Source organism: Mumia flava (assembly GCF_002797495.1).
GTDB lineage: Bacteria > Actinomycetota > Actinomycetes > Propionibacteriales > Nocardioidaceae > Mumia > Mumia flava.
The window spans coordinates 997,102-1,015,781 of sequence record NZ_PGEZ01000001.1; the positions used below are offsets into that span (position 1 = coordinate 997,102).

At 70.0% G+C, this 18,680-nt stretch carries 18 protein-coding genes; 7 read left to right on the forward strand and 11 right to left on the reverse strand.

Going from position 1 to position 18,680, the window contains the following annotated elements; genetic code table 11:
• Window positions 1–8 precede the first annotated feature (8 nt).
• The 4 genes from CLV56_RS04740 to CLV56_RS04755 all read right to left on the reverse strand — a co-directional run bounded on the left by CLV56_RS04740 (window position 9) and on the right by CLV56_RS04755 (window position 5,154).
• A complete protein-coding gene (locus CLV56_RS04740) occupies window positions 9–452 on the reverse strand; it encodes a DUF6325 family protein (RefSeq protein WP_039362951.1) in 444 nt (147 codons plus the stop codon).
• A gap of 192 nt (window positions 453–644) precedes the next feature.
• On the reverse strand, window positions 645–2,195 hold the full coding sequence (mqo, locus tag CLV56_RS04745) for a malate dehydrogenase (quinone) (protein WP_245857605.1): 1,551 nt from the start codon (window positions 2,193–2,195) through the stop codon (window positions 645–647).
• Between the two features lie 243 nt (window positions 2,196–2,438).
• Window positions 2,439–4,142, reverse strand: a complete 1,704-nt coding sequence (locus CLV56_RS04750; protein ID WP_157805068.1) for an LPXTG cell wall anchor domain-containing protein — start codon at window positions 4,140–4,142, stop codon at window positions 2,439–2,441.
• A gap of 118 nt (window positions 4,143–4,260) precedes the next feature.
• Window positions 4,261–5,154, reverse strand: coding sequence for an EamA family transporter (locus tag CLV56_RS04755; RefSeq protein ID WP_100414467.1), 894 nt, complete (start codon window positions 5,152–5,154; stop codon window positions 4,261–4,263).
• Window positions 5,155–5,236: 82 nt separating this feature from the next.
• On the opposite strand from CLV56_RS04755, the gene CLV56_RS04760 reads away from it, so the two are divergent.
• The 6 genes from CLV56_RS04760 (at window position 5,237) to CLV56_RS04785 (ending at window position 10,321) form a co-directional block, all read left to right on the forward strand.
• A complete protein-coding gene (locus CLV56_RS04760; RefSeq protein ID WP_039362950.1) occupies window positions 5,237–6,109 on the forward strand; it encodes a LysR family transcriptional regulator in 873 nt (290 codons plus the stop codon).
• Window positions 6,110–6,224: 115 nt separating this feature from the next.
• Window positions 6,225–6,671: a hypothetical protein gene (locus CLV56_RS04765; RefSeq protein ID WP_039362947.1), complete on the forward strand. Its 447-nt coding sequence runs from the start codon at window positions 6,225–6,227 to the stop codon at window positions 6,669–6,671.
• A 52-nt stretch (window positions 6,672–6,723) separates the two neighbouring features.
• Complete coding sequence (locus tag CLV56_RS04770) at window positions 6,724–7,689, forward strand: NADP-dependent oxidoreductase (RefSeq protein ID WP_039362944.1); 966 nt, start codon at window positions 6,724–6,726, stop codon at window positions 7,687–7,689.
• A 117-nt stretch (window positions 7,690–7,806) separates the two neighbouring features.
• A complete protein-coding gene (locus CLV56_RS04775) occupies window positions 7,807–8,754 on the forward strand; it encodes a DUF1214 domain-containing protein (protein WP_100414468.1) in 948 nt (315 codons plus the stop codon).
• A 233-nt stretch (window positions 8,755–8,987) separates the two neighbouring features.
• Window positions 8,988–9,428: a hypothetical protein gene (locus tag CLV56_RS04780; protein WP_039362939.1), complete on the forward strand. Its 441-nt coding sequence runs from the start codon at window positions 8,988–8,990 to the stop codon at window positions 9,426–9,428.
• A gap of 32 nt (window positions 9,429–9,460) precedes the next feature.
• Complete coding sequence (locus CLV56_RS04785) at window positions 9,461–10,321, forward strand: hypothetical protein (RefSeq protein ID WP_039362936.1); 861 nt, start codon at window positions 9,461–9,463, stop codon at window positions 10,319–10,321.
• Between the two features lie 44 nt (window positions 10,322–10,365).
• Here CLV56_RS04785 and CLV56_RS04790 read toward each other — a convergent pair whose 3' ends face one another.
• Entirely contained in the window at window positions 10,366–10,953 is a 588-nt protein-coding gene (locus CLV56_RS04790) for a GNAT family N-acetyltransferase (protein ID WP_039362933.1), read from the reverse strand.
• A gap of 186 nt (window positions 10,954–11,139) precedes the next feature.
• The gene (locus tag CLV56_RS04795; RefSeq protein WP_039362930.1) at window positions 11,140–12,114 is read right to left on the reverse strand and encodes a DUF5937 family protein; all 975 of its coding nucleotides are present in this window, start codon (window positions 12,112–12,114) and stop codon (window positions 11,140–11,142) included.
• Window positions 12,115–12,392: 278 nt separating this feature from the next.
• On the opposite strand from CLV56_RS04795, the gene CLV56_RS04805 reads away from it, so the two are divergent.
• Window positions 12,393–12,770 carry a DUF4267 domain-containing protein gene (locus CLV56_RS04805; protein WP_039362925.1) on the forward strand — a complete coding sequence of 126 codons (378 nt, stop codon included), beginning with the start codon at window positions 12,393–12,395 and terminating at the stop codon, window positions 12,768–12,770.
• 107 nt (window positions 12,771–12,877) lie between these two features.
• Here the strand turns inward: CLV56_RS04805 and CLV56_RS04810 are convergent, their stop codons facing one another.
• From CLV56_RS04810 to CLV56_RS04830, 5 genes are all read right to left on the reverse strand, one after another.
• On the reverse strand, window positions 12,878–13,441 hold the full coding sequence (locus tag CLV56_RS04810) for a P-loop nucleotide/nucleoside kinase family protein (RefSeq protein ID WP_039362922.1): 564 nt from the start codon (window positions 13,439–13,441) through the stop codon (window positions 12,878–12,880).
• A 147-nt stretch (window positions 13,442–13,588) separates the two neighbouring features.
• Entirely contained in the window at window positions 13,589–14,170 is a 582-nt protein-coding gene (locus CLV56_RS04815) for a dihydrofolate reductase family protein (RefSeq protein ID WP_039362920.1), read from the reverse strand.
• Window positions 14,171–14,304: 134 nt separating this feature from the next.
• Window positions 14,305–14,994 carry a class I SAM-dependent methyltransferase gene (locus CLV56_RS04820; RefSeq protein ID WP_039362917.1) on the reverse strand — a complete coding sequence of 230 codons (690 nt, stop codon included), beginning with the start codon at window positions 14,992–14,994 and terminating at the stop codon, window positions 14,305–14,307.
• A 560-nt stretch (window positions 14,995–15,554) separates the two neighbouring features.
• Window positions 15,555–16,046, reverse strand: coding sequence for a hypothetical protein (locus CLV56_RS04825; RefSeq protein WP_157805069.1), 492 nt, complete (start codon window positions 16,044–16,046; stop codon window positions 15,555–15,557).
• 107 nt (window positions 16,047–16,153) lie between these two features.
• Entirely contained in the window at window positions 16,154–18,223 is a 2,070-nt protein-coding gene (locus CLV56_RS04830) for a hypothetical protein (protein ID WP_100414469.1), read from the reverse strand.
• Between the last annotated feature and the right edge of the window lie 457 nt (window positions 18,224–18,680).

Sequence of the window (18,680 nt, forward strand, 5' to 3'; positions counted from 1 at the left end):
GGTCGACTTCAGAGGGCGTTCTCGGCGGCCTCAGCGGCCTCGAGCACGTCGACGATCGTCTGGGCGGGGATCCGTTCGCTCGCGACGACCTGGGCCCCGGCGCTGAAGGCGGCGTTCACGAAGGGCACCGCCCACGCGTTCTCGTACGCCACCAGCAGGCCGATCGTGTCGGGCTCGAGCGCCTCGGCCGACTCGGCCAGGTCGGTCTCGTCGAACATGTCGGAGCGTGCGCCGGCGAACGGCGCGAAACCGCCGGCATCGTCGGAGGAGCCGAGGTCGAGGGCCAGGCAGCTGCCGTCGGCGGCCTTGCGCAGCACGGCGACGTCGTAGAGGCGCACGGTGCCGCTGTCGACCAGGTCGGTCAGAGCCTGGGCAGCCGGCCCGATGTCGGCCGACCCCGGGAACTCCACGAGGATGAAGTCGACCGGACCGGGCAGAGTTTCGTCAGTCACGATGGATCCCTTCTGAGATGGGGGCCTCGATCGTCCCGCCGATGTCGCCCCCCGGACGTCGGCGCCACGGGTGACGCTACCGACAGTTCATCACGTGCGTCGCCACGTTGTTCACGATGTCCGAGTTGTCCACCGTGCGCCGCACTCGGAAGGTGCTCCAGGCACGAGAAGGGAGCTGGGCCGACGCTCCGCTCAGCGCTGCACGGTGGTCGATTCCGTCGGCAGACCCAGGACGTAGGCCGTGCGCTCCAGCGTCTCGGCGGCGAGCGCCGGATCGTCCGACAGGCGGCGGCCGTAGCTCGGCATCAGCTTCTCCAGCGCCGGCGCCCAGTCCTCGGAACGGTCGGCGAAGCAGCGCTCCAGGACATCGAGCATGGCCGCGGCGGCGGTGGACGCGCCGGGCGAGGCGCCGAGCAGCCCCGCGATCGAGCCGTCCGCGGCCGTGATCACCTCGGTGCCGAACTGGAGCACACCGCCCCGACCGGGGACACGCTTGATCACCTGGACCCGTTGGCCGGCGACGACCTTCTCCCAGTCGGCCGGGTCCGCCTCGGGGTAGAAGGCGTGGAGCTCGGCGAGCTGCGCCTTCTTCGACGCGAGGACCTGCCCGAACAGGTAGAGGACCAGGCCGACGTTGCGCAGGCCGACCTGGAGCATCGGGATCACGTTGTGCAGCCGTACGGAACGCAGCAGGTCGAAGAGCGACCCGTTCTTCAGGAACCGCGGGCTGAAGCCGGCGTACGGGCCGAACATCAGGCTCGGCTGCCCGTCGACCACGCGCGCGTCGAGGTGCGGCACCGACATCGGCGGCGCGCCGACGGCTGCCTGCCCGTAGACCTTCGCCTGGTGTCGCGCGACGATCTCGGGGTTGCTGGTCCTCCAGAACTGGCCGGACACCGGGAACCCGCCGAACCCGCGGACCTCCGGGATGCCGGAGCGCTGGAGCAGCGTCAGCGCGAGCCCGCCCGCGCCCACGAAGACGAAGCGCGCCGTCGTGTCGAACCGTCGCTCGCCTCGGGGAGCCTCGGGCCGCCTGCCGCGCACGCGCCAGCCGTCGCTGTGCCTCCGCAGCCGCTCGACCTCGACGCCCAGCTCCAGGTCGATCGCCCCGGAGTCGGCGAGGCCGCTGATCATCTGGCGGGTCAGGGAGCCGAAGTCGACGTCCGTCCCGGCGAGCGACCGGGTGGCCGCGATCGGCTCGCCGCTCGAGCGCCCGGCGACCAGCAGCGGCGCCCAGGACGCGATGACCTCGGGGTCCTCGGTGTACTCGAGACCGGCGAAGAGCGGGTGGTCGGCGAGGAGCTCGTAGCGTCGCTTCAGGTAGTCGACGTTCTCCCTGCCGGTGACGAGGCTCATGTGCGGGGTCGGGTGCACGAACGACGTCGGGTCGGGGACCTGCCCGCTGTCGACGAGCGCGGCCCACAGCTGGCGGCTGAGCTGGAACTGCTCGTTGACGTCGATCGCCTTCGCGACGTCGACGGTGCCGTCGGGCGCCTCGGGCGAGTAGTTGAGCTCGCAGAGCGCGGCGTGCCCGGTGCCGGCGTTGTTCCAGGGACCTGACGACTCGAGGGCGAGCTCGTCGAGGCGCTCGACGACGGCGATCCGCCACGTCGGCTCCACCTGGTGCAGCAGCGTCGCGAGCGTCGCGGACATCACGCCGCCGCCCACGAGCAGCGCGTCGTACGCGAAGCCCCCCGATCCCCCGCCGCCGGTCGTGCTGAGCGCGTCGGTCTCACGGTTCACGTCATGGTCTCCTGCAGGCGGGGGGCATGGATCGACGCCGCCGGCCGTACGGCTCCGCGGCGCCTCGTGCGCCGACGCGTCGGCGCACGTCCAGTTGACCACTGCAACGACCTGCAGACGAAGCTGAGCGCGTGAGATCTTCGACACCCCCGAGGTGAGCTCGCCCACACCGGACGGGTGAGAACGCAGACGTCCCCCTCCCCTGGGGTCCAGGGAAGGGGGACGATCAGCGAACGGTGTCGACTACCGGAGCGAGAACCGCCGCCGGCTCAGCAGCAGGACGCTGCCGCCGACGAGCACGAACATCGCACCGAGCAGCCCGAGGACCGGCGAGCCGGCTCCCGTGTTGGGCAGCGTGTACCCGGTCGGGATGGTCGGGTTGTCGGGCCCGTTCGGGTTGTCGGGCTCGTCCTCGTCCGGCGGAACCTCACGGTTCTGCGGGTTGGCGCAGGTCGAGCTCTCCTGGGGGTACTCGACCGTGGTCGAGTACGTCGGGTTCACGTCGAACCGCACGGTGATCCCCTGGCGGGTCCACGCGAAGTTGCCGTCGGTCTCGACGTACGTGCCGTCCGGGAGCAGCTCCCAGCCGGGCCACTGCAGCGGCGGCGTCGCCGACGCCCCCGGCCAGAGCAGCTGACCGCTCAGCGGCTGACCGGAGACCACGTAGTCCGGACCCGACGGGTTCACGAACGTGATCGTCACCGGGTTCGGGCCCGGCTCCGCGAAGCCCGGCGGCAGCTCGACCGCGTACGAGAGGTACGGGACCGCGCTCACGCACTGCGACTCGATGTCACCGGGCAGCAGGGCGCAGTCGGCTGCGTCCTCGGTCTCGGTCCACTCCGTGACCGTGCCCTCCGGGAACGCGTAGCCCTCGTCGGCGATCAGCGTCACCGTCGAAGCGCCACCGAAGACGGCGCTGACCTCGAAGCGGTAGTGCTCACCGTCCGGCGGCACGTCCCAGCTGCCGATGATCTCGCAGTTGTCGGTCCAGACCGGAGCCGGCGGGACCTCGAGGATGCACTCCTCCTCGGAGTCCGTCTCGGTCCACTCCGTGACCGTGCCCTCCGGGAACTGGTAGTCACCCTTCGGCGACACCGTGACCGTCACCGAGCCGTCCTCGTTCTCCGTCACCGTGTACTCGTACTCGTCGGTGTCGGTGAACTCCCAGTAGCCGTTGCCCGGGCCGCAGTCGTCGATCCACTCCGGCGCCGGCGGCGTCACCTCGTCCTTGCAGCCCTTCGGCACGTCGAGGGTGATCTCGTAGAGCGCGTCGACGCCGTTGCCGGCCAACGTCCACCCCGCGGGCAGCGGGTCGACGAGGACGTACGGCGTGGAGCCGGACGTGTTCGGGGTCGCGGTCACGACGTAGTCGCCGGGTGCGAACGGAGCGGAGGCGGGCTGCCCGTCGGCCGTCTCGAGCGTGTAGCTGATCTCGTCGGTGTCGGCAGGCAGCTCGATGTCCGCCGGCGTCGGGTCGCCCTTGCCCTTGCAGACGGACTGCGTCACCGTGGGCGCGGTCGGCGTCACCTCGGGGCTGCCCTTCGGCGGCGGGTCCTTCTTCGGCGGGTCGTCCTTCTTCGGCTCGTCCTTGGGGTCCTCGCCCTTGGGCGGATCGTCCTTCGACGGCTCGTCCTTCGGCTCCTCGCCCTTCTTCGGCTCGTCCTTGGGCTCCTCGCCCTTCGACGGCTCCTCGACCTCCTCGGCGGGCTCCTCGCCCTTGGAGGGCTCGTCCTCGGGTGTCTCGGCCTCGGGCTCGTCCTTGACCTCGTCCTTGGGCTCCTCGCCCTTGGCCGGGTCGTCCTTCTCCGTCTCGTCGGCGGAGGACGAGGACGCCTGCTGCGTCGCGGCAGCGGGACCGCTCTCCTCGTCGTCGGCCTGAGCGGGCGCATTCACCTGGAAGGCCACGCACAGCGCGGCCGCCAGAGCGACACCCAAGATCTTTCTCATCAGCACTCTCCCCGTGGGCGGCATGAACACCAGATCGTATGCACGCGCGAAGTCCTCCCAGCAGCAAAATGCAGAAAGTCGTGCGGCCAGGTGGGCTTGTGGCCGAAGAACGGTCGGTTCAGGCCGAGGAGGTGATCACGAGCGGACCGTCCGGGCCGACGGGGTCGGAGCCGTGGTCGTCACGGGCGCCGTCACGCTCCGCGCCGATGCCGGCCAGGACGACGAGGCCGATGCCGAGCACGCCGAGAGCGTTCGGCACCTGGTGCAGGACGACCAGTCCGATCCCCAGCGCGATCGCCGGCTCGAGCGCCATCAGCGTCCCGAACGCTCCGGTCGTGAGCCGGCGCAGCGCGAGCAGCTCGAGCGAGAACGGGACCAGGGGAAGCAGGATCGCGAGCCCCAGGCCCGCCAGCAGGAGGGTGGGGGTCAGGTCGCCGACCACGCTCGGCCCGGCCACCACGGTCGCGACCACGGCCGCGACCGGGAGCGAGATCGACAGTCCCGCGACACCACTGACCTCGTCGCCCACACGCTGCGTGAGCAGGATGTACGCGGCCCAGCACGCGGCCGCGGCGAGCGCGAACGCCACGCCGACCGGGTCGACCGATCCGGCCCACGGCTGGGTCAGGCACAGCACACCGAGAGCGGCGAGACCGGCCCACCATCGGCCCCGCCCGCGACTGTGCACGACCGCGACCCCGAGCGGACCGAGGAACTCCAGCGCGCTGGCGGTGCCGAGCGGCAGCCTCGCGACCGCTGCCATGAAGAGCAGCGTGAGGCCGGCCGTCACGATCCCGAGCGCGACGCCCGCACGGAGTGCCTGCGGGCTGAAGGACGAGGGCCGCGGCCGGACCAGGACCAGGATGATCGCCCCGGCCCACAGCAGCCGGAGCCACGCCGCCCCCTCGGGACCGACCTGGTCGATCAGGCCGACGGAGGCCGCGACTCCGAGCTGGACGCAGAGCATCGAGGTCACCGCCATCGCGGCGCCGGTGCGGGACGAGGTACGCATGCCCCCATTGAACGGGGAAGTTTCGTTCACGTCCACGTGACAATGCTGGACATACCATTCACGAAGTCTGCACAATACGACGGTGGACGTACGCCGGCTCCGCCTGCTCCTCGAGCTCTCCCGACTCGGGTCGATGCACGAGGTCGCCGACCACGTCGGGACCACGACCTCCGCCGTCTCGCAGGGCATCGCCGCCCTGACCCGCGACGTGGGCACGCCGTTGATCGAGCCCGACGGACGGCGCGTCCGGCTGACTCCGGCCGGTCGTCGGCTCGCGGAGCACGCGGTCACGATCATCGCCGCGGTCGACCGAGCACGACTCGACCTGGACCCGGGCGCCGAACCTTCCGGCGTACTGCGGGTCGCCGGGTTCGCCACCGCGGTCCGCCGCTCCCTCCTCCCGGCGATGGACGAGCTCGCGGACACCCATCCCGGGCTCGAGGTCCGGATCCTGGAGCACGAGCCGCTCGAGGCCTTCGATCTGCTCGCGCGCGACGACATCGACCTCGCCCTGACGTACGACTACAACCTCGCACCCACGGCCTGGCGCAACGACCACCAGACGGCCGCCCTGTGGACCGTCGACTGGGGCCTGGGCGTCCCCGCGGGCGAGACACGTGCGCCGTTCGCGTCGTACGCCGAACGCGACTGGATCGTGAACTCGCGGAACACCGCCGACGAGGAGGTCGTGCGCGCCCTCGCCTCCATGGCGGGCTTCGAGCCGCGGATCGTGCACCGCATCGACGCCCTCGAGCTCGTCGACGACCTGATCCTCGACGGACGCGGCATCGGGCTGCTGCCACGCGGACGGACCTCGCGCCGCGGCGTACGCGTCCTCCCGCTGACCGACCCCCGCGTCACCATGCGGGCGTACGCGGTCACACGCCGCGGCCGCGACGGCTGGCCGCCGCTGCGGGCCGTGCTCGACCGCCTGACGGCGGCCGTACGGGCCTGACACCGGTCGGCACCCGTGTCCTCCCGGGGGTGGTCCGGGGTGAGCGACGGGCGCGACCCGGACTCCGGCTCGACAGGCTGACGGCATCCACCCGACCACGACCGAGGAGATCACCATGTCCATCATCCGGCTCAGTGCCATCACCACGGCCACACCCGAGCAGTTCCTCGCCGGCATGACCGACTTCGGGCCCGGACGAGCCGCGCTCTTCCCCAACAGCGCCGACGACTACCTCACCGTCCACGAATCCGGGCCCGACTACGCCGACGTGACCGAAGGGTCCGGCGGCATCTGGGAGCGGCTGCACTACGACTGGTCCGACCCACGTCGGGTCGTGATGACCACGACCGACTCGAACGTCTGGGGAGGCCGCTCCGGGCACGTCTACCAGCTCACCCCGCACTCCGACGGCACGACCAGCGTGGAGGTCGTCGTGACGCGCGAGGGGAAGAACGCGAAGGGCCGGGTGGTCGGGTTCCTGCTCGGAACCGTCGGCCGCCGGGCGCTCGCCAAGGCGCTGCGTACGACCGTTCAGGCGGTCGAGGCACGGCAGCCCGCGTAGTCGCCGCAGACCGACCCGGCGCAGGACGAGATCTCGTACGAGGAGCCGCGAGGTGAGAGCGATCGGACTGGTGGAGTTCGGTCCGCCGGAGGTGCTGCACCCGGTGGACCTGCCCGACCCGCCGACGCGCCCGGCGACGGTGCGCGTCAGAGTTCGGGCGGCCGCCGTCAACCCGGCGGACACCTACCTCCGGTCCGGCGCGCAGGCGGCCGCGCTGGCGAGCTGGCCGCCGCCGTGGGTGCCGGGGATGGAGGTCGTCGGCGTGATCGACACCGTCGGCGCGGGGACGCGTGAGGCGTGGTCCGTCGGGCAGCCTGTCGTCGCCGTCGTCTCCCCCCTGCAGCAGCACGTCGGCGGATACTCCGAGCTCGTGGTCCTCCCGGAGACCCAGGTCGCCCCCGCTCCGGCACGGCTCGACCCGGCCGAGGCCGCGACACTGCCGATGGCCGGTCTGGCGGCGCTCCTCACCGTCGACCAGCTCGCCCTCGGGCGGGGTTCGACCATCGTCGTCACCGGCGCGGCCGGTGTCCTGGGCGGGTACGTCACCCAGCTCGCCCGCGAGCGCGGCTGGCAGGTGATCGCCGACGCTGCGCCCCGCGACGCGGCCGCCGTCCGCCGGCTCGGAGCGGACGAGGTCGTCGCCCGCGGAAGCGGGCGGGACGTCGCCCGGCGGATCCGGCAGCGGCACCCGGGCGGCGCCGACGGGATCGCCGACGTCGCCGACCTCGGTCCGGGGCTGCTGCCCGCGCTGCGCGACGGCGGACGCTTCGCGGACCTCCACGGCCGCACCCCGAGCGCGGCCCTCGGCCGCGATGCTGCGCGCGTCGACCTCGTTGCTCCGATCGTCTCGGACTACATCGGCCGAGCCGACAAGCTCCGCTCGGTGAGCGCGTACGCGTCGTCGGGCGTGCTCGTCCCCCGGATCGCCGAGACGGTACCCGCAGTCCGGGCGGCCCAGGCTCATCGCCGGCTGGAACGCGGCGGTCTCCGCGGCCGCATCGTCCTGACCGTGGGCTGAGCTCGGCGACCCTGCTCCGCCACCCTTCACGACCCCTGACCGAGAGGCGCGACCTGGCACGGAGGCCCCGTGTCTGATTGCTAGGGTCGTCGCAGGTCGACGATCCGAGGAGCTGCGATGTCCGAGACCGTGACGCCCGAGACGTACATCCGTGCGGAGGTGGACGGTCGGTTCGGGGTCTTCCAGCAGCGTGCGGGCGGGGTGAACGAGTTCTACCTGATCCCGCGCCCGGTCCCGACGAACGAGCAGCCCGTGGTTCGGATGAACCGCGACACCCTCTACGGCGGCGGCGTCATCGACACCGCTGACGGGGCCCGGGTCTTCGTGCCGGAGGTGACGGACGGCCGCTACGCGTCCCTCTTCCTGATCGACAACGACCACTACGTCCTCGACGTCATCCACGAGCCCGGGTGGCACGAGATCTCCTCGACCACCCGCTACTGCTGCGCCGTCCCTCGCGTCGAGCTCAAGAACATGCACGACGAGGACGAGATCGCCCGCGTGAGCGAGATCCTCCATCGGTTCGCGATCGACGCCGGCAGCGCTGAACCGTTCGCCGCTCCTGACTGGGACTGGGACTCGATGCTTGCTCTGCGGGCGCGCTACGAGCAGGAGTTCCGCACCTTCGCCCAGTACCCGGCCGGATGGATGGGGCGGCGTGGTGAAGCCGACGACGCGACGCGGCACCTCGCCGCCGCCGGTGCCTGGGGGCTCTTCCCCGAGCGCGAGGCGGTCTACATCAACTACACCGGACCGCGCGACGCGTCGAAGGCGTACGTCGCGACGTACGAGGTTCCTCCGTGCGACGCGTTCTGGTCGATCGCGGTGTACGGAGCCGATGCTTTCTTCCACTCCGAGAACGCGACGCTGGCGCCTGCGACCACGACGTACAACGAGGACGGCACCTTCACCGTCTACTTCGGGTCCGCGGACCTCGTCGGCGACAAGCCCAACCGTCTCGACATCAGCGACGGATGGAACTTCCTGCTCCGTGCGTACCGTCCGGGTTCCGACGTCCTCGACCGCGCGTACGTCCTGCCCGAGGTGACCGAGTACACGCCCTGACGGCGCACGGCGGGGGCGACTGCCGCGTGCGACGTGGCGCAGGGAGGTCGGTCCGAGGCAGGGGCGCCCCACCCGTCGTACTCGCCGCGGTGACACGGCCCGTCGACGGTGCCCATGAGCGCGGCGCGTTCGGCTACAACGACGACGAGAAGGGGCCCGCGGGCTCGAGCGATGACTCCGGCGATCTCGAGCGGTCTACGCTCCCCCATGACCACCGACCTGCTGGAGAGCCCATGAACGCCACCCCTGTGTCGCACCTCGAGCCCCTCGTGCCCGTCCTCGGCGACTACCGGACTTCCGGCGTCGTGTACGACGAGGCCGGCGCCGTCTCGGCCGAGATCTCGGGAACGGACGTCTACACGCTGCTGCCGGGCGGGCACTGGATCGCCCACGAGGTCGATGTCGTCATGGGCGACCAGCCGGCCTTGGTCCACGAGCTGATCGGCGGCTCGCATCCCCTGGGCGGCTGGCAGATGCACGCGTTCGACGCCGCCGAGAGCCCGGGTCTCATGCGCTTGACCCTCGAAGACGAGGACGTGCTGCTGCTGCACGGTGACGGTATCCGCAGCTGGCTCCGGCTGAACGCGGATCGGGGCCACATGACCGCACGGTGGGAGCGCGACGTGGACGGCCGCTGGCTGACGTGGATGGACATGCGGTTCGACCGCTCCTAGCCGCGTCCGGCGAACACGGCCGAGAATGACGGATGCCCAGCGCCCGCACGTACGCCACGAGCCTGGTGGCCGCTGTCCGCGACCATCCCGAGGAGCGGCTGGCCTTGATGCGGTCCCTGTACGAGGCGCAACCGGGACTGCCCGAGCTGCACCTCCCGTACCGGCGGGCTGCCCTGGCGGTCATGGGGTGGCAGGTTCGCCGCGGCCTGCTGAACCCGGTGCACGCACCCGTTGCCGGCAGTCCGTGGTGGCGGGCGGTCAACGAGCAACTGCTGCTGGACACGGCTGAAGCACGCGGTCACGTGATGGGCCTGTCCGGTCCGCCGTCGTCGTGGAGCGCCGAGTGCTGCACCCAGTTCGCCCTGCGTCCGTCGCCCAGGACCTGGTACCGCGCGCACAACGCGAGCATCGTGTCGGCCTACCTCCAGCACCGGACGCTCGCCGAGGCCGAGACCCGCGCCGAGCGGTTCTTCCTCAACCTGATCCTGGTCCGCGTCCTCTTCGCGCACGCCCTCGTCGCGGCACCGCGGCTGGCGCTGAGCCGGCTCTGGCCGCTCGGACCTCGCCTGGGCGATCCGAGGGTCGCCGTCACGAGCATCTTCGTGTCGCTGTCACGGGTCCTTCCCGACCGGTATCCCCTCGACCAGGACCTCGGGTGGTACATCCGCAACGAGGGCGCGCTCGGGCGAGCCCTCGACCTGGGCGTGATCCTGCCGCGCGTGGGCGCGCTCTACTCCTGGTCCGCTGACGAGCTGCGTCTGCCCGAGCTCGCGACCCTGGTCCAGGGCGGGATCCCCTCGTACGCCTGGGACCCCGCAGATGCCTCCCCGTGGGATCCTCCGACGAACACCTGGGCTCGCGCAGCTCGAACCCTTCTCCCACCGCAGCGCTGAGACGACGCGGCGCGCGCGTCGCCGGGGCCATCCGGTTGCCGTCCTCAGCCTCGCAGGCGTCGGCGCACCACGCGCCGCCGCAGGGTCGGCGAGGCCACCACCTCGTAGCCCGCCTCGAGGAAGACCTGGAGCAACCCGACCGACGCCTCGTCCCAGATCACGGTCTTCCCGGGCGGCGGCTCGATCGGATAGCCCTCCAGGACGCGGGTGCCGACCTGCTCGCCGTACTCGACGGTGGCGGCCGCGAGCTCGTAGGTCAGTCCGGCCCGGCGGTGACCCTTGCGGACGACGAAGCACGTGACCGACCAGACGCCCTCGAGCTCGGGATCGCTCCGCATCCAGCCCTGCTTCCGGGTCCACAGTCTGGGGTAGCGGTCGCGAGGCTCGACCGCGACCCAGCCCGCCGCCTCACCGTCGACGTACCCGATCAGCCCGGACGTCGGGCCGGTGGAGCCGCAGGCGGTCTGCTCCCGCTGCGCGGCGTCCCGCTGCTCCTGGGTGGTGTCGCGCCAGATCCAGCAGGGCACCTTGAGACCCTGGCACCGGCACTTGTGGGCGCCACCCGTCGCGAAAACTGCCTCGACGTCCTCGGCCGTTGCCTGGTTGGCCGGGAGCCAGGTGAAGTCGGGCATGGCGCGACCCTAGTGGCTGGACGGGCAACCGTGCGGACGTACGACTGGTCCACCCCCACGCGTCGCAGCGCGTGGGGCGCGCGAATCGTACGTCCGGGCGGTCGCGCGGCGTCAGAGGACGGTCTGATCACGGAGAGAGCATTCAACGAGAACCGTCAACAACGCTAGACGTTAAGTCAGACCATGTCAGGCGGGCTGAAGCGAGGGTGTCGAGGCCGCGTCCAGCAGAGCACGTCCGGCTTCGGTGAGCTCGTGCGTTGCCGTGCGGCCGGCTCGGCTGGTGTCGATCAGCCCGGCTTCGCGCAGGATCGCCAGGTGCTCGCTGGCCGTCGGGGGTGTGACCTCGACCAGCCCGGCGACGACGGTGGTCTGGAGCGGGGTGGCAAGCGCGGCGAGGATCTTCGACCGAGTCGTCCCGAGGAGCCGGTCCAGCGACCTCGGAGTGGGAGGGATCGCCCAGAGGTATCTCCCCGACGCGGGGTAGTAGATCGCCGGGGTCCAGTGGTCTGCAGTGGTGCACTGCACCCGGTCGGTGATGAACAGCGAGGGAACGAGCAGAAGTCCCTCGGGGCAGGGGGCGACGACGTCGACGGGCCTTTCGACGGTGATGGTGTCGTCCTGGCACGCCATGGAGTGGTGCAGGCGCGGGATGACCGCGCGCAGTCCGTCGCGGTTGACCTGAAGAGCGCGATCCAGCATCTCGGCCCGCAGCGCCTGACGCATGGACGGCCACTCGGGCTCCACAGCTGCCTTCCACAGACGGCGCACGACGGCAGCAGCCTCGGACCTGGCTCGGTCGGGATCATCCAGCAGCCGGTGGCGCACATCTGCGGGGCGCCCCCTCGTGGCGTCGACCAGTTCGGCGTACACCTGCTCGGTCGGGGTAGCGAGCACTGCGGCCAGTCCTTCCTCGAAGGTCGGCTCGCTGGAGACGCATGACGGGTCGAGGAAGTCAGGCCGGTAGGCGCCCGCGGCCATCAAGACGGTCAGGCCGGTCAGATCCAGGCCCGCGAGCCGGCGCCACCGGCGGCGGAGCCAGTGGTGGTAGATCGGGTGGCGTCGCGGTTCGGTCAGCAGCTGGGCGAGGCTGACGACCTCGTGGACCGGCGACATCGCCCACCGCACGCTCGCGGCGCCGGCACCCAGTCGGTAGCGAATCACACCCGTATTGTGCGGCCACCGCCGAAGTGAGCGCGAGCAGGGCCGGTGAGCCCCGAGGCTCTCACCATGGCCGAGACGCGAACGATCCGACTGGGTGCCAGCGGATCGACCATCGAGGTCCTTGCCTCTCGCCGGGTGTTCCGCGGGAGGAGTACTTCGCCCAGCTCGCCGGCGCGAAGGAAGAGGATCTGGACCGTCTGCACGAGGCACACGACAACCACGTCGTCGACGACCGCGACCGCTGACGTCGCCGTACCCGATCCCGAGGAGACCAGAACATGCTCACCACCACCGCCACCGTGCTGACGGGGCTGCTAGGCGTGGCCATCGTCGTCATGGGCGCGCGCACTTTCTGGGCGCCGCGGGCCGCCGTCGGCTTCGGCATCCCCGACACCCCGACCGAGGACCGCAGCTTCCAGTCCTGGCTGACGGTCAAGGGCGTGCGCGACATTGCCTGCGGACTGTTCATCCTTGTCCTGCTGGCCGGTGCGTCGACCCACCTGCTGGGCTGGTTCCTGCTGACCGCGACCTTGATTCCTCTCGGCGACGCGCTCATCGTCCGGCACAGCAAGGGACCGGGGGCAGCCGTCTACGGCATGCACGGCGCCACCGCCGTGGTGATGCTGGCCCTCAGCCTTGTCCTTCTCACCGCATGACTGCAGGCCCCGTCGTAGCCTGGTCGTCGGCCAGTTCGACGACTGAGGAACCGACCGTCACCTCGAGTGCGGCACTCGTCGTTTGCGTGACGACCCACCTGCGGTCATCACCACGCTCGTCCCGCTTCTACCCATCCAGTCCAGTCAGCCGACGCTGGCTGGCCCTGCAGCCATGTGATCACCTGGTCGGCCAGTCCGCGTGTGTCAGCCGACGAGGAGTCGATCCGAAGCGCCCCGTCCCAGTACGGGAAGTTCTCGACCCGCTCCCGCAACGAAGCCTCGTCGAGGTCCGTGGCCTCGCGCCGTCGACGGAAACGCTCGACCGCCTCGTCGGGGGAGATCATGAACTCGACGACCCACAGCGCAGGAGAGGATGCAGTCGGCACGGCCCCGCGCAGACTGGCCCGTTGCTCTCGCCTCGCATAGGTGCACTCGAGAATGGCCGTGTACTCGTGCATGACGAGAGTGCGCGCCAGCGCGTGGGCCGCGTCGTACCCCAGCATCCGGTCCTGTCGACTCCGATCCGACCGCGGCAACAAGAGGGAGAAGAGAGTGTCGACCTCCAGGTACGCCTCGCGCCTGCGCGATGAGTCCGCAGCGAGCACCTTCCCGACCGATGACTTGCCGGCGCACGGCGGGCCTGTCAGGACGAGAATCCCTGAGTCGCTCATATCCTCACGCTAGTCGGGGTTGGATCACGCCGTTGGCCCCGTCGTCTCCCGTGCAGACCGCGAGCCGAGCCCGCATCGCCGCCAACGCCCAGCGGCGAGTGCTGGCTGCGTTCGCCTGGCTTTCGGCCGATATCCGCACGTCACTGGTCAGGCGCGGTCGTAGGTCAGGACGCGCAGCCCCGACTCGAGCAGGGTCTCGTCGACCGGGCGGAAGAGATGGGGCTGGAACGGGCCGCGGAACAGCGGGACGCCCGATCCGATCACCGACCGGTTCTGCTTAAGGACGAGTCGGTCGATCTCGGGGAGCAAGGCGTGCGCGAGCGTGCCGCCCCCGACCAACCACAGATCGAGGCCGGGCTCGGCCTTGAGCTCGCGGACCCGCCCCAGAGCATTGGTTGCGACGATCTCTACGGCGGGATCGGGGCTCGTGGCCAGGGTCGTGGAGAAGACGAGGTGCCGTAGGTGTGGGTACGCGTCGGTCATGCCCGCCGCCAGCCCAATCCCGTAGGAGGCTCGCCCCTCCAGAACCGTGTCGAAGACCCGGCCAGCGCCGCTGATGCCCATGGCCGCGCGCGCAGGTCCCGGCAAGGTCTCGGGGTACTGATCGACGATGAACTGGATGACGTCGGGCGTCAGCGGAAAGTAGTCCTGCCCGGTGGGGTCGCCACCGTCCGGACCGGCGATGTAGCCATCCAGCGTGGTGGCGACGTAGTACACGAGCTTGCGCATGAAGTCCTCTCAACACGAGGCTCTCGACGGCTGTCGAGGGCGGCAGAACAGTAGCCGAAACGTCGACCGGCACAACCAGCCCTCCCGTCGTCACAGACTCGGGACGTTTCGCCCGTGCAATGTCCGCCGGTCCTCTAGGCCGCACGAAGGACGTAGGCCGACATGACACCCGACCGCTCGGCGTTCTCGACGACAAACCCCGCGCGCTCCAACATCGGCTCGAGCAGCCACGTGAAGGTCGAGTGCTCGTCGCGAATGTGCTCTTCGACGTCGCCACGGCCCCACGTTCCGTCCGCGCCTTCGCCGTACTCCGCGCACCAGGCCCCAAGACGTTTCTCCGCCTCGCCCGGGCCGAAGTCGTACGCGACATCGACCAGCCGGAAAATCCCGCCTGGGCGCAGGATCCGACGGATGCGTTCGAGAGCGACGGCCTTCCAGAAGTCGGGAAGGTGATGCAGCGCCAGTCGCGAGTAGGCGACGTCGGCGGGTGCCCCGGCGTGCTCGTAGGTCAGGAATCCCGCTTGGACCAGCTCGACCCGCGGATGCCCGTCCAGCTTCTCCCGCAAGGCCCTGAGCATCACGGGCGAGACATCGACAGCCACGACGTGGGCGCACACCGGCGCCACCTCGACGGTGAACTGACCGGTGCCAGGGCCGAACTCCACCAGGACCGAGTCACCGCTGAGCCCATGTCGGCGGAGGAGAGCGACCTCCTCGGCCGCACCTGCGTCTTCCTTCTCGTCATAACGCGCCACGTGCTTGGGATCGAGATTCTCTCGGCCGGCGAACGCCAGCTCATCAATGAACCAGGGAGGGCGGGACATGCGACCGATGATGCCGCAGTTGAACGGTTGCCCGCCTGACGCGGACTCCCTTCTACCGCGTCGGCTCGCACAGGTGGCCGAGGGCCTTGACCGCGTGCTCGAGGCTCGTGCGCATTCGCTGCTGATTGCCCTCGACCCGGCCACAGGTGGGCGTAGGTGGTCAGCGTCGTGGTCGACTTCGCGCTCCGCGGAAGCCCGTGTCCGGGACGCCGCACACGGTATTGGTTGCCTAAGTCAATCAGTTTAACGCGGGTCAGCGAAGGAAGAACCGCCATCAAATTGCCTCTGAACTGCGGCTTTATACATTGGAGCGGAACGATCACGCGGGGTTTCGACTGTGTTGGTCATCGACGGTTGATGCCGAAGAACACGGCCCGACCTGCGACAACGCCTGCTCGGGACCGTTGGGCGTCGTCGGCCAGCATCGGTCTCCGCCGGACTTCTTGCGGACTATTTGCGGACCGCTCAACCAGAACAGCCTGTGTAGGAGAAGCGCGTGCTGGCCCGACACCCGCCGCGGCGCCAGCGGAGTTCAGCACCCGCTGGCGCCGGGAGTCATTTCACCAAGTGCGCGGGTGCCGACGCCCGGCCCGTCGATGAGCCGGGAGAACCCAGTCGGCAGCACTCGACTCGAGTCTGCCGAGCTCTCCGTGCCGCAGGCCAGCGAACGCGACCGACACGATGAATTCCCAAGTGCCAGCCTTCTCGCGCTGGTCTGCCGTGGACTGGCTGCCGAAGTGCAGGCGAACCCGCTCAAGTAGCCGCATCGTCGTCTGACCGACGTAAACCGCCTCCGAGCCGTCGAACGCGATGTAGACCCGCGGGATTGCGCCGGGCGGCCACACCAGCGGATCGACGATGTCGCCCCGGCGCACCGTCAGCATCTCAAGCGGACGAGAAGCCGCCGTGTAGTCCGGCGTCTTCGACAACGTCAGCCACCGCGCCCAGTCGCCGAGCAACGGGCTGCTCTCCTCCAGGGCGACCGCTTCCCGCCACGCCGACACCAACTGCCGCTGGCCGAGGGCCGCCGGCTCGGGCGCGGGCGGTTCCACGGACTCGTAAGCAAGCGGGCCGACCGGCGCCGACCGGCGCAGACGCCGCGGCCGGACCCGCCGCCGCACTCCGTCGCCGCCCTTGTGACCCTGGCTTGTGGCCGCGGTCACTGGAGCTTGCCGATCAGCTTGATCGTCCCCGTGAGGACGTCGTGCAACGCGTCGAGGTCCTCCTCGGACAGGCCGGTAGTAGCGCCGGTCTGGTCGCGCAGGTGCTTGACCTGCTCGACATCCTTCAGGAGCGCGGCAGCCGCGTCGGGGAGCTCGGCGGCAAGCTCCTGAAGCAGTTCCTCATCCGTCCGCTCCTCGTCGCTGGAGTCGTCGTCCTCGTCGTGCTTGTTCGTCGCACGGGTCGGGTCCCCCTCGGCGGCCAAGCTCGCGATCTGCTTCTCAGTCACGCGAACTGGCTGCTTCGCCTTGTCACGTTGGACCCGGTCCTCGCGCTCCATGTCCACCGCGGGCAGCCGGCTCTTCTCCGCCTTCTGCGCCGGCTTGAACGCGTTCGCGGCGATGGCGAGGAGCGTCAGGCCCTCGTCGGTCTCGGTCAGAGCGTCGATGGTGGTGTTGACCGCACCCCGGAAGTCGAGCTTGGTCTTCGACCCACCGGAGCCGCCGACCACCGCCGTCGTGAGCACGCCGTCCGCGAGCAGCGCAGTGCCGCCCGCGAGTGCCAACTCCAGGCGCGCGGCATCCACCTCGTCGTCGGACGAGTCCTCGTCGAGGGCGACCTCGACCAGGTCGAGGTAGTTCGCCGGGTGCTTGGGAACCAGGGTCGTGTACCGAAGGTCGGCGAGGACCGGGCCGCCGTAGTTCCAGGCCTTCGTTATCGGCTTACGGGTACCCCACGGCTCGCACACCAGAGGGGCGATGTACTCGACGACCTTGTCCAGCGTGAGCCGGGGGTGCCCGCCGAACTCGCGCAGACCCTTCTTCAGGATGCCGAACATGCCCTGGCTACCCAGCACCGCCATGATGCTGACCGCGCGACGGAGCAACACCTTAGATTCGTCCACCTCGTCCTCGGGCGGGTGGATCTCGTCATCGACGACATCAGGGTCGACCCGGCCAGTGCACAGACCATAGAAGGCCTCCGTGACGTCGCCGTTCTCGAGCATCTGCGTCAACGCCCGAATGACCGTGTGGCGAGCCTGGTCCTCCGGCGCCCACCCGTCAACGCCGGTGTGCGTGTCTGACACGACGCCCTGCATCGCGGACTCCATCGTGTGCGGCTCGCCGGTCTCGGAGTCCGTCGCGAGCAGGTAAACGTCAGCCGGCAGAGTCAGGAACTGACGGAGCCGGATGCCCTCCTCGTCCGGACCGTCCTCGGTCACGTGGTCCTCGTACACCTCAACCTGCTTGTGGTGCTGCCGCTGCATCCGCCGGGCCAGGTCGTTCGACCGGCTCGCGGACGTCAGGGCGTTCGCGGGGAGGAGCGTGTCCACGATGCTCTTCGCCGCCACCGTCGGGTCCTTGTCCACGAGGTCGAGAACGCCCGCGAGACACACCGAGAGCCGGCTGATGCCGTCGCTCGCCATCGGCACCCACTGGTCGGGATTGCCGTCCTCGAACTGCAGGAGGACCATCGACACCGAGATCGGCCGCCGGGTCCCCGTCGCCGCGATTTCCTGCGGACGGCCGCGCTTCTTCGCCCGCACCAGCGAGCGGGCGATGGCGTCCGAGCACCAGCGCCGCAGGTGGTCGAGGTCCTCGAAGACCAACGCCCGGAGCCCGAGGTTCTCCTCCACGATGTCCGAGTCTTCGGCCGGATCCGGCGCCTGCGTCGGACGACCGCCAGTAGCGGCACCGCGAGGCTGGTCACCGGGGAGAACGCCGAAGCAGGAGAACACGGTACGGATGACGCTGACGTCCGCGATGTCGGTCGACAGCATGGTGATGCCGGTCTCAAGACGACCCACGACGGTCTTCGGGTCCTCCGCGACGCTGCGAGCGAACGCCCGCACCATGTCCTCGGGAGGAACGCTGCTGATCAGATCAGCTTCCTCGGCACGGGTGAACGACCGCAGGAACAGCGCCTCGTGGCGCCCCAGCGCGGCATGCTCGACGGGTTCGGGAGCCAGACGCTTGACCTCGACGTCATCACGACCGACACGGACGAAGACGCCGTCGTCGGAGTCGGCGGTGGCCGAGGCGACCTCGACAGAGCTGCTAGTAACCATGGCAGATTGCCTTCTGCTGCCGTGTCCGCAGAAGGGTGCGGTTAGCCGCGGGTCTGACTTCTGCTTCTCGCCAAGGGTCGCGACGGCAGTCAGCGGGCTCTGCAGACCCGTCGATTCGTCATCCCCTTGGCGGGTGACGGACGGTCCCGGTACGGGCGTCACCGCCAGCGCCAGGTCCGGAACAGAACCTGTTTGCCGTTGACCCACATCGGGTGGGGCACGTCCACGCACAAGCTCAGGGCTTCCGCCGACCAGCGCATGCTGGTCATCCATCACGTTCGAGCCTGCTCAGGATACCGCACAAGGTTCCGTCACGGATGGCCCGAAAGCGGCACGCTGTCTGACGACGACCGGCGGTACGTAAGTCCGGATTCGAGGCCAGGTCAGACGTCCTAGTGTCCTGAAGGAGTCGAGTCCCTCGTCGTACCGAAGTGCCCCCAAGCAGACCTGCCCCGTA